General features: G+C 46.4%; 9 protein-coding genes and 1 pseudogene. 5 read left to right on the forward strand and 5 right to left on the reverse strand.

Translation table 11 applies throughout. The features are described from left to right. Positions 1-62: 62 nt before the first annotated feature. The 3 genes from QUB14_RS11425 to QUB14_RS11435 all read right to left on the reverse strand — a co-directional run bounded on the left by QUB14_RS11425 (position 63) and on the right by QUB14_RS11435 (position 7,206). Positions 63-3,533, reverse strand: coding sequence for a PAS domain S-box protein (locus QUB14_RS11425; protein WP_333217373.1), 3,471 nt, complete (start codon positions 3,531-3,533; stop codon positions 63-65). 269 nt (positions 3,534-3,802) lie between these two features. Next, complete coding sequence (locus QUB14_RS11430) at positions 3,803-5,725, reverse strand: response regulator (RefSeq protein WP_333217372.1); 1,923 nt, start codon at positions 5,723-5,725, stop codon at positions 3,803-3,805. Between the two features lie 194 nt (positions 5,726-5,919). Next, entirely contained in the window at positions 5,920-7,206 is a 1,287-nt protein-coding gene (locus QUB14_RS11435) for a chemotaxis protein (protein ID WP_333217371.1), read from the reverse strand. A 631-nt stretch (positions 7,207-7,837) separates the two neighbouring features. Here QUB14_RS11435 and QUB14_RS11440 point away from each other — a divergent pair. The 4 genes from QUB14_RS11440 to QUB14_RS11455 all read left to right on the forward strand — a co-directional run bounded on the left by QUB14_RS11440 (position 7,838) and on the right by QUB14_RS11455 (position 11,698). Next, the gene (locus tag QUB14_RS11440; RefSeq protein WP_333217370.1) at positions 7,838-10,384 is read left to right on the forward strand and encodes an ATP-binding protein; all 2,547 of its coding nucleotides are present in this window, start codon (positions 7,838-7,840) and stop codon (positions 10,382-10,384) included. Continuing rightward, a complete protein-coding gene (locus tag QUB14_RS11445; protein ID WP_333297197.1) occupies positions 10,377-10,586 on the forward strand; it encodes a hypothetical protein in 210 nt (69 codons plus the stop codon). The genes QUB14_RS11440 and QUB14_RS11445 overlap by 8 nt, the downstream gene beginning before the upstream one ends. Before the next feature lie 2 nt (positions 10,587-10,588). Beyond that, on the forward strand, positions 10,589-10,954 hold the full coding sequence (locus tag QUB14_RS11450; protein WP_190734244.1) for a four helix bundle protein: 366 nt from the start codon (positions 10,589-10,591) through the stop codon (positions 10,952-10,954). Positions 10,955-11,020: 66 nt separating this feature from the next. After that, a complete protein-coding gene (locus tag QUB14_RS11455; RefSeq protein WP_333221455.1) occupies positions 11,021-11,698 on the forward strand; it encodes an N-acetylmannosamine-6-phosphate 2-epimerase in 678 nt (225 codons plus the stop codon). Between the two features lie 174 nt (positions 11,699-11,872). On the opposite strand, the gene QUB14_RS11460 is transcribed toward QUB14_RS11455, so the two are convergent. Continuing rightward, on the reverse strand, positions 11,873-12,232 hold the full coding sequence (locus QUB14_RS11460; protein WP_190734240.1) for a phage holin family protein: 360 nt from the start codon (positions 12,230-12,232) through the stop codon (positions 11,873-11,875). A gap of 214 nt (positions 12,233-12,446) precedes the next feature. Between QUB14_RS11460 and mrdA the strand changes: the two genes are divergently transcribed. Further along, complete coding sequence (mrdA, locus tag QUB14_RS11465) at positions 12,447-14,261, forward strand: penicillin-binding protein 2 (protein WP_333221459.1); 1,815 nt, start codon at positions 12,447-12,449, stop codon at positions 14,259-14,261. Positions 14,262-14,409: 148 nt separating this feature from the next. Here the strand turns inward: mrdA and QUB14_RS11470 are convergent. Next, positions 14,410-14,674, reverse strand: a pseudogene (locus QUB14_RS11470) (hypothetical protein); the annotation flags it as partial.

Raw genomic sequence — 14,674 nt, forward strand, 5'->3', positions numbered from 1 at the left:
ATCATCCTACCCGCGTGTGTTTCCAAGAACTTTAGCTTTCGCGAGATCTGATCGAAGCAATCTCAAAACTCAAAACTTTTTCCCCCTTCGCCTTCCAACGGTGCGGGCACTGTGAAATAGAAACTGCTTCCTTCTGAGACAACACTTTCGGCCCAAATTCTGCCGCCGTGCTGCTGCACGATGCTGCGACAGATAGCCAACCCCAAACCCGTACCTCCTTTTTGGCGGGAGTCAGAAGCATCGACTTGTTGAAACCGTCCAAAGATTGTTTCTAGTTTATCCGCAGGAATCCCCCGCCCTCGATCTTTGACTTCAAATAAAACCCGTGAAGCGTAGCTATCCCGTAGGGAATCGCCCAAATCTTCAACCCTGACAGTTACTGTACTCCCCGCAGCCGAGAATTTAATCGCATTGCTCAACAAATTTACCAACATTTGAACGATTCTGTCGGGGTCAGCCCAGATTTTTGCTGTTTCGGGCATAATCGACAACTCAATGTTACTTTCTGCCGCCAAAGAAAGTACAGCTTCTGTAGACTTCCGCATCAAAACCTGGGCCTCGCACCACTGCTTGACGAGGATAACTTGGCTCGACTCGAGCCGTTCTAAGTCTAGAATATCGTTGACCAAACGCACTAACCGTTCGGTATCGCTCGAAGCGATTTCTAACATCTGTTTGGCAGTTTCCGGTTTATTTTTCAGTACCCCAGCCGCCAGCAAACCTAAAGAACCGCGAATGGAGGCAAGCGGCGTTCGCAGTTCGTGGCTGACAATCGAAATAAACTCATTTTTCATTTTCTCAATTGCCCGACTTTCTGTGATATCTGTGACTGTGCCGACGTGACCAATTAGTTGAGATCTGTCGGAAAAAATTGGAGCTGTTTTAAGCCGACAAAACCGGATGGTTCCGTCTCGCTGGATGTGGCGGAATTCGCAGGAAAATTCCTCATCTAGCGATTGCGATTGGGACCACTTAGACAGAATTAGTTTGAGGTCTTCGCGGTGAACAAACCGCATCCAGCCTTTTCCTAAAGCTGCTGCCGGTGTGAAGCCACCAATTGCTTGACAGCGGGGATTTGTATAGGTACATTTCCCCTCAGCATCAATTTTGAAAATGCCGACGGGGGAACTCTCGCTCAGAGAGCGAAATAAAGCTTCGCTTTCCCGGAGTTCTGCTTGAGAGCTTTCTAGTTCTCGGGTTCGCTGCAAAACTCGCATTTCTAACCGTTCGTTGAGCTGTTGGAGGGTGGCTTCAGCAAGTTTGCGATCGCTAATATCGCGGTGCACTGATACCCAGTGGGTAAACTCACCATTTTCGTCCGCTAGGGGCACAATGCTCATTTCTACCCAAAATTCCGTCCCGTCTTTGCGGTAATTGATCGAGTCAACCCGCACCGGCTGCCAGGTTTTCAAAGCTGTCCGAACTCGATGGAGACTGGCGCGGTCTGTTTTTTCTCCTTGCAAGATGCGGGGCGTTTTGCCCACAATTTCTTCTAGCGTATAGCCGGTCATCCGCGTGAAAGCTGGGTTGACATAAAGAATTCGCGGGCCCGGTTCCTCAATCGGTTCAGCTTCGGTAATTAATACGGCGTCGTTAGTGGTGGTGACTACTGATTCCAACAGGCGCAACTGTAATTCTCTAGCTTTGCGATCGGTAATTTCTCTAACAGTCCCCACCATCCGCACTGCATCGCCGGCTTCGTTGTAAAAAAACTTACCCTTCCCCTCAATCCAGTGAATGCTGCCGTCCGGCCAAACCACGCGGGTTTCGTGACAGTAATCCGATCGCTGGGCGATCGCCTGATTTATAGCATTCTCCATACTTTTTAAATCTTCTGGGTGAATGCAAGTTGCAAAACTTTGATAAGTTCCGCCAAAAGTGCCCGGGGTCAACCCAAACAACTCTTCGTGTTCCCTCGACCAAACTATGCGATTTTTCTGCACGTCCCAGTCCCAAAATCCAATTTTGGTAGCCGACAAAGCTAAGCTAAGCTGCTGATTGGTTTTCCGCAACTCCATGCTAGTAATAGCAACTCGAAGTTCTCGGGCTATTTCGATTTCGCACCGCTGCCAAGGCAAAGATTTTAACCTCACAGTTTCTTGCCACAAGTCAAAGGAATTGCGAGGAGACAGCGGCCGGCTGCCATCCGGTTGAACTTCACTTTCCCCGTCTGGTTTACCGGCCCAGTTGACAGTTTGAATTGTTTCTGGACGAAACCACAAAATGTAATAATTTTGCATCTCGGACAGGGCAAGTACCAGCAAACCGCTAGCAACTTCTTTAAACTTCTCGGATGGCGGATACAGTTTTGAGAGAGAATCTGTATGAAAAATATCCTTAGTTTTTTGAGTTTTTATCCAAGCAATTAAGCTCTCGATTTCTACCAATTCCGGGGTTTTGCCGATGGTTGTTAAGTTTTCATTGGCACAAACAACTCCACCGGTAGCGCCCACTAAGGTCAGCAATTCATCTGGGGATTTAAGTAAACCTTCTACAAACCAGTGTGATTGAGAAATTTTGGCGATAAACTTATGGCAATTTTCTTTTAAATAAATTGAATATTCCCAATTTTCGCTATCTTGTTTGTAGCTGAGTTCTAGATTCACAAACTTGGCTAGCAGTTCGCAAGCCTTTCTTGTTTCGTAGCTGACATACTTTCGTGTAGGGTGGTGACAGGCGATCAATCCCCAAAGTTTTTGATCTTTGATTAATGTCAAGGTCATGCTAGCACCAATGTCCATGTTTTTGAGGTATTGAACATGGCAAGGGGAAACTGCTCTCAACAAAGAGAAGCCCAGATCCAGGGGGCGACCGGTCAGCGGATTGCAGTGAGGAATTAGTTCTACAGGCTGACAGTTAATATCGGGAATAAACCGAATTAAATTCATGGTGAACAGGTTTCTTGCCTGGGGGGGAATATCGCTAGCCGGATAGTGCAGTCCCAAGAAAGGAGGCAAACTTTCTACTTTGTCTTCGGCGACAACTTCCCCCGCACCTGTGGCATCAAATTGATAGACGATCGCTCGATCGAAACCGATCATCCTCCGCACTTCTTCAACTGCTTTCTGACACAGCACTTGCAGGTTTTGTGTTTTGTGGATTTTGTCTATCGGCTCTTGGACTAAATGATAAAAATTGAAAGAATCGCTAGGTTTTGGGGAAACAGCAGACTCGAGTTCAAGAATTACTGCTGAACTAGATTGATGCAGGGTTCCCTGAAAAAAAGACTGGCGGTTTTGACTTTTGAATGATAATCTGATACCGTTAGATTGATGGCAGTTTTCAAATAAAGCTTTTTCTATAGCCTCAATTTCCTCAGTTTCGACAAATTCCTGTAAAAATTTGCCCAAAAGTTCTTCGGGATAAATGCCGATATCCTCAAAAATATTGTTACTAACTTGCAAAATTTTCAACTCAGGAGATTCCAGCACTAAAAGGATGCCATGAGGTTGGATCGCAGCCGGGGCGTAAATTTGTTCGCCGTCGCTGTCATTGAGATTGTCTGTGTCTGAGGGCAATACCATTGCTTTCATTTGATTAATACTTCTCTAAATTAGCCTGTGTTCTCGATCGGCGCGCCAGCATCAATCAAAAGCACCGCGTCGGCATCACGCAATCTAACAATCCCAAGTCTGGCTAAGGCTTCCTGAGTTGTTTCGGACACACACTGCATATTTGTTCCCAGTTATCCCATTTAAAAAAAAGAATACAACTGTAGGTACGCGATCGAAACCCATATCTCATCAGTCATTCCCTGTTCTTCAATTCTTTAATTCTTTAATTTTTTAAATCTAAAATGGGATTAGCGCTGTGCCTGAGCCAGTCTGTTTCTGAGTTGAGTCCGCTCCAAACGATTCAGGAGGCGAGCAATTAATTCCGGTTTCACGATCGGCTTGTTAACGTAGTCGTCAGCACCTGCGACAAACATTTGGCGCACTATTTCCGATTCGGAATGAGCTGTCAAAAATAGCACGGGGAGCTTGCTCCAGCGCAAATCGTTGCGAACTGCCAAACACAGCTCGATACCGCTGTAACCGGGCATCTCCACATCTAAAATTAGCAAATCCGGACAAGTCGTTTCCAGTACCTCCCAGAACTTTTCGGGATCGTCCAAGGTTGTTACTTGAAATCCCCAAGGTTGTAGAATCACTTGCAGTGCAGCTAATAGTTGCACGTCATCGTCTACCACCATAACTTTAGCTTCAGCAGGGCCAGCCTGGTCGATTAGTTGGGCGACTGCTTTGAGTATATCTGCTGGGGGTATAGATTTGTGTAAAAAGCCCGAAGCTCCCAAACGAGCAACTTCTATTCGATCGCTCAATTGATTGTGTGCGCTAAAAACCATCACCGGAATTTCGGGCTTTTCACTGCGGAGTTCGGCTAAGAGAGAAAGTCCGTTTTCTTGAGATCTGGAAAATGTCAAATCCAGCAAAATCGCGTCGGGAGGCTGTCGAGAAATCGCATTTCTTGCCGCTTGCGGAGAGTTGGCAACTTCTATCTGGAAGCCGGAACCGGATGCTACTGTTTTCAGTTGCTCGCTCCCAAAAGTATCATCATCAACAATCAGGATTCGGCGCTTTTGGGAAACCGCAGGAACCAAATCGCCTTCTGGTTCGGGCGACGGGCGATCGAATATATGTTTGAGCTTATGCAGAAATCCCTCAATCTCCTGAGCCGTCCCCGGTTTCCAGATGTTTTCAGCCTTGAACAAATGTTCTATCTGGCGCGCAAATTCCGAACCTTGCGGCAGGCCTAACGTTCCCAAAGAACCGACTAATTTGTGAGCTTGGGTCTGGGCTTCCTCGCGCACTTCGCCCTCCAAGCTTCCGTTTTTCAGTTGAGCGATCGCGCGATCGAATATCGCCACCTTTTCTATAAAATTAGCTTTTAAATTTCCCCGCATTTGGGCAATCGCATTCAAGACTTTGAGACGCCGATCCTCTTTGTTTAATTCCTGGCTGGACCCGCTGGATTCAGTAGATAAAGTCTCTTGAGTTTTAGCAGTTTCTGCCGTTTCCTGCCCAACTTGTTGGCTCTCAATCTCATCCGGCAAACTTTTGAGCCGATAGCCCAATCCGTACACGGTTTCCACTAAATCTACTGTCATCCCGGCTGCTTTCAGCTTCTGCCGCAGCCCCTTGATGTGAGCGGTAACGGCTTCTTCTTGAGGAAATTCGCCGGCCGACCAAATGCGATCGAGGATGGCGCTGCGACTGAAAATGCGCCGGGGATTTCTTAGGAAAAGTTCTAGCAAATTGTACTCTTTGGGAGTCAAGTGCAGCACTTTTTCGGCATAAGTTACTTCCGTAGTGTCCGGGTTGACTTGCAGTTTTTCCCATGTCAAATTTGTACTCGACAAAGTTGCCTTACCCCGGCGCAGCAAAGCCCGAATTCGAGCGATTAATTCTTCGAGATTAAAGGGTTTGACCACATAATCGTCTGCACCCGCCTCTAAACCTTGGACTCGATCGTTGCTGCTATCTAGCGCTGTCAGCAGTAAAATCGGCATTTGGCAACCGGACGATCGCAATTTTCGACACAAACTAATGCCGTCGAGTTTAGGAATCAGCACATCCAAAACAATCAGGTCGTAATCGTATGCCTGCACCAAATACAACGCTGTTTCACCGTCTGCGGCCGCATTAACATTGTAATTGTGAGAGTTCAGCGATTGAGTCAGCAAACTGACTGTAACTGTGTCATCTTCTACCAGCAGGATTTTCATCCCCGTCACCTGTCCTTCCAACTCTTTTTGGAACTTTTTATCTGTTTTTGGGCTTAATTAAATAGCGTTTTCACAACGGAATTTAAAAATCCCCACCTTCAGTATAACAAATAGTTTTAGTGAATAGAATAATTGTAAATTATTATTTTAAATTTTTTACTCTCAAAATACCTCATTAGATTCGGGCTGGAATTTTATGGTTTTTTGGACTTCAGCGCTTGCTGAATCTTTTGAATCAGATATTGCGAGGAATCTTGATGTTTAACTAAGTCTTTCAACTCGGAAACCGCTACTTCGGCGTGTTCTATCTCTCGAACTAAAGAATTAGCGGTAACACTTTTTATGACTCCCAAAGGTTCTTGGATAGCGGTCAATGAATTGAAATTTTTTTCCGCTATTAATTCTTCCAACTCTAGCAGGGCCATTTCTGCGCGATCGATCTTAATCGTCACTGATTTAGCCACATTAGCACCCGCTCTTGCTGCCTCCGTGAGTTCGTGAACTCGAAGTTTAAACCGACTGGCAATTTGCTCCATTTGAGTCCCCAATTCAAAAGTTTTACTTGCCAGTCTGCCAATTTCTAGACTCACTTTGCTCAGACCGCTGGGCTGACTTCCCATTTGATTGGTAACTACAGCCACCTGTACTGCTAAATGCCTGACTTGTTCGATCGCCTCCCGGATGGTTCGGGAAGTACGGTTAACCGTTTCTAAATCATTAGCTATTGCTTTGCCCACGCCCAAAATTTTATCTGTATTGTTGCAAATAGAATTAGCACCTTGAAAAGTAGCTTGAAATGCTTGGCGACCTTCCGAAGAAATCAGTTTTGCAATCCTCACAAATCGCTGATTCATTTGAGCAATTTCTTCAGCTTGTTTAACCAGTGCCACTTGCTGGGAATTGGGACTGGTCTGCAACTTTTCTGTTTGACGTTGTTGAATTTTTAAAAGCTCATTACATTCGTGAACCTTAGCCTTTTCTTGTTGAAGCAGCGCCAAATACTTGTGTCTCTCTACTCGGTATTTTTGAATAACTTTGTTAGCTTGCGATAAAAGTCTCGACTGGGCAATTACCAGAGTTTGAACGTCCAAAATGCGGTAGCTTTGGTTGTCCATTACCACAATAATCGGTTCATAAATCAAGTCTTGGTGCCTGTTGAAAGAGGCTTGCACGGCATCGTCAACTTTCCAGTTTTCCGAAAGCACCAAAGGCGGAATTCTAATAAAATCTAACAAGGCTCGAATCGGGTGTGAGCCGTAAAGTTTTACGCGATCGGGAAAACTCATTTGCTCTCGAAATTTGACGCGAGAAATCATGCCCAATACTTGTGATTCATGAGTAATAATGACTCCCGGCAGGTCTGGTTCTTGCTCAAATCTTTCAGCCACTACCTGTCCTGGAGTTGCAGCGCTCACTTGGAAGTCGTGACACGGCAGATGTCCGATCGTGAAATCGGGGGTGAGTTGAGTTAGATTGCTCATTTACCCGGATAGCGTTAAGTACAAGTTAACAAATTATATATTAATATAATACTGGAATAAGATTGTTGAAAGTAGTCAAAGACCCAGCACGGAAGTGACTGGGCTTGGGGCCTAAAACTTCATTTTCAGTTGACCAGCCTGAGACCTTTGATGTCTAGGTTTTTTGAGTAATGACACCAAGGGGATGCGTAGCTAGTTCCCTGTTCTGTCGTTAAGGGTTAAACATTTTTATTTGGGTTAAGGACGTGCCATTAGGCGCATCAGCTCAGAAAACAAAGGCGCGTGCTAACTTCACCCCAGCAATGGGAGTGGAATTGCTTAGTTTCCATCAACAACCCGGTTCACAAACACAACCAGAAGCGATCGATTATATAGCCGTATCCCTTCCCCCCGTTTCCTCCTACCGCTTTCGCGCTCGTAAAGCGCTGCAGCGGGGGTCACTCGCCCAGAAGAAAGATGACAACTATATGGAGAAATTAGCTCTCTGGCTCCGGGGCCTTCTATTACCTACTTTCTGACTACTGTCATCTCAAGTCTGTTGGATGGGCCGCGCCTGCTGTGTCCCAAGTTCCGTCCTTACAACAGGGGCATTCATATTTTGTTCTTTAAAACAATCGGGAAAATATCTAGATTGAAACCAAAAACCTTAAATCGGACTTTGCCACTAGCAACCTTTGAGGCTGCTTACCAGTTGTTACAGCAAATGGCTGAAATCCCAGGGGCGATTTGGCTTACCGACGATGCCATCGCTGATTCTCAAAATCGGGAAAATTCGTCGGAAAGGTTTGCAGCAGTGGTATCAGATCATTTTAGCGCGCTGCTGCGGGGCAATCTATTAGATGAGTTCGCAACAAACGGACACAAGCACAGCGAAGAAAATCTCCATTCGCAATTGAATGTGCAGTTGACTTTCGACCCCGGGGCGATCGCCACTTTCCTCTCTCCCCTCGCAGACAAACTCGCAGAAATAACGCCGACACTATCAGGGCAAATTGACATTCGCGCCCTCAAACAAGGAATTAAAAATCTACAGCCCAACTCGGCAGTTGTTCAAAGCGAATTTACCCTAAATTTGCTGGATATTCTCGCTTCAGATGCCAAACCAAACAGTCCCCCACCCCCACACTACCAAACAGAAATAGAGTCAAATTCCGCGCCCAAAGTGATAGATCCTGAAACGCTACAGCTCCAGATTCCCGAAGCCGTCAATCACTTACAAATTGCCAGTCCCTGCATTTCATTTTGTCAGCCAGTAGAAGATGCTTTGCAGCAGCAGCTAGAACAAGAGCGACTTTTGAATCAGGTGACAACTCAAATCCGCCAGAGTTTGGAATTGCCTGTAATTTTGTCAAAAGCAGTGGAGCGAGTGCGAGAGTTTTTGGAGGTCGATCGCCTGTTAATCTATCAATTTGAAAAAGTGCCAGCGCCGCACAATGGCGAGTTAGCTAAAGAAATACCTGCGGCGGTTTCTGGATCGGGCGAAATCCAAGAATATTCCGGGTCTTACTTGTATTTAGGTCGCGTCACCTACGAAGCTTTAGCCAACGATGCTATCTCGTCTGTACTAAATTTTAGTGAAGACGCACAGTGTTTTACCAATGGAGTCATTGACAGAGAGAAATATCGCAAAGGTTTGGCTTTGTGCGTCGCGGATGTGGAAACAACTTACTCTTCGCAGCCTTGTTTTTTAGAGTTGATGCGGCGGGCGAAGGTGCGCGCGAAGTTGCTAGTGCCGATCGTAGTTCAAGACGAGTTGTGGGGGCTGCTAATTGCCCACCAGTGTACTCTTCGGGAGTGGGAAGAAAGCAAAAAAACATTTTTGCGGCAAATAGCAGAACATTTGGCGATCGCCATTTACCAAGCCGAACTTTATGCACAAGTCCAGCAGCAAAAGCGCACCTCTGAACAGCGCGTAATAGAGCGCACGCAAGAACTGCGCGATGCACTGGTGGCCGCCCAGTCTGCCAGCCTCGCCAAGAGCGAATTTTTGGCAGCTATGAGCCACGAATTGCGGACTCCCCTCACCTGCGTCATCGGCATTTCCGACACGCTGCTGCGGTGGTCTTACGGCAAAGTTGGCAGTAAAGAAGTGCCGGTGCAAAAGCAGCGGCAGTACCTGCAAACTATCCGAGACAGCGGCGACCACTTATTAGAATTAATTAACGATATTTTAGATTTATCGCAAGTAGAAGCGGGAAAAGCAGTATTAAAAATTAGTGAATTTTCACTTTCTAAATTAGCTTCTCAGAGTCTGCACGCTCTCAAAGAAAAAGCTGCGGCTAAAGGCGTGGAACTGCTGCAAGAACAGCGGATAAAACAAGAGTGCGATCGCTTCATCGCTGACCCGCGCCGCTTGAGACAAATTCTCTTCAATCTTTTAGGAAATGCGATTAAGTTTACTCCCAAAGGCGGGCGAGTCATCCTGCGAGTTTGGGTGACAGAAGATAAAAATCGAACGCCTGCAGTGCGGCAGCCCGGTACTGCACCTGCTGGCAGTACCGCTGTTTTTCAAATCAAAGATACTGGCATTGGAATTCCCGAAAATCAGCGATCGCTTTTGTTTCAAAAATTCCAGCAGTTGGATTCCCCCTACCGCCGGGAATACGGCGGCACCGGTCTGGGATTGGCCTTAACTAAACAGTTAGTAGAGCTTCACGGCGGCGCGATCGAAGTCAACTCTCAAGTTGATGTCGGCTCTACTTTTACCGTTTTTATACCCATCCAAACTCTAATCAAAGATGAATCCACAAAATTAACCTATGAAAAATCTAATTCATCTTTACCGCTGCATTATTCCTCGCGGGGCAGCCTCGTACTCGTGGAAGAAGATGAAGAAACTGCCATGCTCATTTGCGATATCCTGACAGCCGCAGGACTGCAAGTGGTGTGGATGATTGAAGGTTCGGCGGCGGTGGAACAAATTGAACTTTTGCAGCCCAATGCTGTGATTGTGGATATGCGTTTGCCCGGTATGAATGGCTGCGAAATTATTCACCAACTGCGCCAAAAACGCGCTACTGAAAATATCAAAATTCTAGCTTTAAGCGTTAATGAAATTCCGCCCGATCAGATATCTTTCGTGACGGCGGGAGCTAACGAGTGTTTGGCTAAACCGATTCACCCTGAGCAATTGCTGGACAAAATTATTTCTTTAATGACCGGGATTGGTAATGGGTAATTGGGCATGGGGCATGGGGCATGGGGCATGGGGCATGGGGGATGGGGCATTGGGCATGGGGCATGGGGGATGGGGCATGGGGCATGGGGCATGGGGCATGGGGGATGGGGCATGGGGGATGGGGCATGGGGCATTGGGCATGGGGGATGGGGCATTGGGCATGGGGCATTGGGCATTTAATATAATTGAGTTTTTGACGTAATTATGGGAAGACCTGATTTTGAGGAATTAGAGGTTTATAAGTTGGCGGAAAGTTTGGCGAATCAGATTTGGGAGATTGTTAAAAAATGGGATTACTTCACAAAAGATACGATGGGCAAACAGATAGTTCGGTCGGCAGATAGTGTCTGTGCTAATATTGCTGAAGGAAGAGGTCGTTATAATGACCAAGATAATCGGCGTTTTGTAAAAATTGCTAGAGGCTCTTTGTACGAAACAGTAAACTGGTTAAGATTAGCCTATGCTAGACAACTTATCACCAGCGAAGAAGTAAGCAAATTTAAACCAATTGTCGATAAACTACTACCAAAACTTAACGCTTATTTGAGTTCAATAGGGCACAGGGAATAAATTACAAAAAAAGCCCGATGCCCGATACCCGATGCCCGATACCCCATTCCCCATTCCCTATTCCCCATGATTAATTGTCAAATTCCTACAGGATTAATTGTTTCTTGTCAAGCACCTGCTGATTCGCCGCTGCACGATCCGATCGTAATTGCGGCAATGGCTCGAACCGCCATCAATCGAGGTGCCTCGGGCGTGCGGATTGACACTCCGGCTCACATTGCAGCGGTGCGAAAACAGATATCCGCTCCCATAATTGGGATTTGGAAGCAGCAATTGCCGGGATGCGAGATTTACATTACTCCTCGGTTTGAAGACGCGCGGGCGATCGCGGCTTCTGGAGCTGATATTATTGCCGTTGATGCTACTTTGAGAAACCGTCCTGCTGGTGGCGAAGACTTAAAGACATTAATCGGGCAAATTCACAGTGAATTGGGCAAATTAGTGATGGCAGATGTAGATACAATAGAAGCTGCGATCGCGGCAAGCGAAGCGGGTGCAGATACTGTAGCAACTACTCTTTTTGGCTATACTGCCCAAACGGAAAATTTTTCGCCGCCGGGATTTGATTTGCTTGCGGAAATGGTAGAAAAGCTTAAGGTTCCCGTTATCTGCGAAGGCGGGATATCGGGGCCGGAAATGGCTAAAAAAGCCTTGGATTTAGGAGCGGTGGCTGTTGTTGTGGGGACAGATATTACTGGGATCGATCTTAAGGTGAAAGCCTATAAGTCGGCAATTGGGAACTAAGAAGGAAGAGGGAAGAAGGAAGAGGGAAGAAGGAAGAGGGAAGAGGGGACAAGGAAGAAGGGAGAAGGGAGAAGAAATATTCGGCGATTGAAATCGGTTCTAGACAAACTAAACTCGCAAGGTAAGGGTGGGAAATATCGGGCGATTTCAATCGCCCTTTATCAGGGGAAGTTGCTAGATCAGTGCGCCGTTGATAAAGCTGCTAACTACAGCCAAGGCGATCGCCCCCAGTACCGCGCTCCAAAGACCCATCCGCAAGCTAAATCCTTCAACTAACTTCGCAGCCGAGGCAAAAACAATCACATTCATTACAAAAGCAAACAGGCCGGAAAGCAATCCCAGCGTTAGTAGGTTCGGCACGAAAAAAACTGCTTTCAGAATTGGCAAAATTAAAACATTCAAAATTCCCAAAACCGCAGCGGAAATTACTGCTTTCGGTGTGCTGTCAATTTCTACGCCGATCGGCAGTTGAGAAATTAGCAGCAAGCTGCTGCCTGTCACGAGCCAAGCAATCAAAAAATCGATCGGTTCCACAGCGCTCTTACCTCCTTAACAGTTGAATTGTCACAAAAACCTGATATTTAACATCTACGCTAATCACACAATCCGGCTGATTCGTCTGCCAATAGACAGAATTTATGTCTGTTACTAAAGAGTTAGAAGTTATAATCCCTGTATCATCTGCCAAATCATCCGGATGGGAACCGTATCAACCTGTTAGTTGAATAAAAAGAGCAGATTAATTAATATGGCTGGCGATTTTTCTTTTAACTCTAAAATCCGATTAGACAAAAATGGCTTGGACAATCCTGCACGGCAACGCAGCCGCTCGCTCCAAGTTATGATTTTTATGCTGTTCGTCACTACCTTGGTGACGCTACCAATATTTCGTCTAGCCGAACTGCAACTGGTACAGGGAGCCTACAACCGACAGCGGGCGGAAAATAACCGCATTCGCCCTGTTTCAGTCCCAGCGACTCGCGGTCAAATTTTAGACCGCAGCGGCCAAATTTTTGCGGCCAACCGCGTATCTCGATCGGTCTATGTGTGGCCAAAAGAGCGATCGGCCCAGGAGTGGCAAGAGATCGCCGCTACACTGGGCCCGATCGTCAAACTTCCCGCGGCCGAAATTATCAAAAAAATCGATGCCGTTGGCTACAAATCAGCCCTACCAGTGCGAATTAGTAAAGATATCGATGTCGGTACTTTCGTCGCTTTGGGAGAACAAACTAATGCTTTGCGGGGAGTTGAAATTCGCGTAGAATCGAGCCGAGACAATCCCCACCAGCAATTAGCAGCTCACCTTTTGGGATACGTCGGCGAAGCTAGTTTAGAGCAATTAAAAGCTAATCCTGCATATCCGATGGGGATGCTCGTCGGTCAAATGGGAGTTGAAAAATTAGCCAATTCAACTTTAGAGGGCGTTTGGGGAAACCGTTTAATCGAGGTGAATGCTAAGGGCGAGGAAATCCAAGATTTAGGTGTAAAAGAGCCTATTCCCGGCAAACCGGTGCAGCTAACTTTAGATTTAGATATGCAGAAAACTGCGGAAAAAGCTTTGGGCGATCGCCTGGGTGCAGTTGTGGCGATCGACGTAAAAACCGGAGCTCTTTTAACAATGGCTAGTTGGCCGACATTTGATCCCAATATTTTCACCCGCAAGGTAACTCAAAAAGAATGGGATCGGCTGCAAGGGCCAGAAAAACCGTTTTTAAATCGTGCCGTCCAAGGCTATCCAGTCGGTAGCACTTTTAAGATTGTAACTTCTGTAGCCGGGATGGAGTCTGGCAAGTTTTCTCCTGACTCTACTTTGGTAAGTTCTTCTTCAATTAACATCGGCGGAATTTCCTTTAACGAACACGGCGCCGGTTACGGCACGATCGGTTTCCGCGATGCTTTGGCCTACAGCAGCAATACGTTTTTCTATCAAGTAGGCATGGAAGCCGGGCCGGAAGAAATGGCGAAATGGGCTAAGAAAATGGGCATTGGCGGTACTATTAATTTAGAGCTTTTGGGGTTGGACGCCGCCAATCACGGTCAAGTTCCGATCCCAGCAGAGAAACAGAAAATGTATGGGGAAGATTGGTATGTGGGCGATACGGTAACAATGGCGATCGGTCAGGGTTTGGTACTTTGTACTCCCCTAGAATTGGCTGTGATGGTGTCAACTGTTGCCAACGGTGGTTGGCGAGTGCAGCCGCATTTGTTGGCTTCTCAAACCAATACTCCTATAACTCAAAAAATTCAAACAGGTATTAAGCCTGCCACTTTAAATGTCGTTAAACAAGGATTGATTGACGTGGTGAAAAAAGGTACAGGCCGCGGCATGAATGACGGTACTATTCCTTTAAGTGCTGGCAAAACTGGGACTGTGGAAATGCCCGGTCATCCTGACAATTCTATGTATGTAGGTTTTGCTCCTGCTGACAAACCTGAAGTTGCGATCGCAGTTATAGTTGAAGGCGGAGGATATGGTGCTGTAGCGGCGGCACCAATTGCTCAAGAGGTATTTAGAACCTATTTTCAAAAGCAGGGTTTTAAACCTACGAATAAGCCTTTCTAGTCATTAGCTAATTGTGGGCTGTTGACTGTTGACTGTTGACTGTTGACTGTTGACTGTTGACTGTTGACTGTTGACTGTTGACTGTTCACATTTTGTCCCATACTTCGATCGCACTATCCTTGATATCTGGGAAAAGTGCGATCGATGTTCAAAAGTTTTCCCCTACCAATCGTCTCACTTCCACGGTTGATAAATTCATCATTTGCGCTATCTGTTCCAGACTCATTCCAGAATTTAAGAGTTGAGTTACGAGCTGGCGCAATGTTGACTCCGCCGCCAGTCGTCCCAGGTTTTCTTCCTTGTGAGCTGGGGGGGTGACGACCCGCCCCAAACCCATATTTAGTAAGGATTGAGCCAACTTGTGGTAAAAAAAGATAGGCAGCAGAGTTGTTACACGCTTGCCTATCCAAAAA

Source organism: Microcoleus sp. B3-D2 (assembly GCF_036705345.1).
Taxonomy (GTDB): Bacteria; Cyanobacteriota; Cyanobacteriia; order Cyanobacteriales; family Microcoleaceae; genus Microcoleus.

Excerpts from the sequence above, each read along its gene's own strand:
- QUB14_RS11425 (WP_333217373.1), bottom strand. The coding sequence starts at position 3,533 with ATGAAAGCAATGGTATTGCCCTCAGACACAGACAATCTCAATGACAGC.
- QUB14_RS11430 (WP_333217372.1), bottom strand. The coding sequence starts at position 5,725 with ATGAAAATCCTGCTGGTAGAAGATGACACAGTTACAGTCAGTTTGCTG.
- QUB14_RS11435 (WP_333217371.1), bottom strand. The coding sequence starts at position 7,206 with ATGAGCAATCTAACTCAACTCACCCCCGATTTCACGATCGGACATCTG.
- QUB14_RS11445 (WP_333297197.1), top strand. The coding sequence starts at position 10,377 with ATGGGTAATTGGGCATGGGGCATGGGGCATGGGGCATGGGGCATGGGG.
- QUB14_RS11450 (WP_190734244.1), top strand. The coding sequence starts at position 10,589 with ATGGGAAGACCTGATTTTGAGGAATTAGAGGTTTATAAGTTGGCGGAA.
- QUB14_RS11455 (WP_333221455.1), top strand. The coding sequence starts at position 11,021 with ATGATTAATTGTCAAATTCCTACAGGATTAATTGTTTCTTGTCAAGCA.
- mrdA (WP_333221459.1), top strand. The coding sequence starts at position 12,447 with ATGGCTGGCGATTTTTCTTTTAACTCTAAAATCCGATTAGACAAAAAT.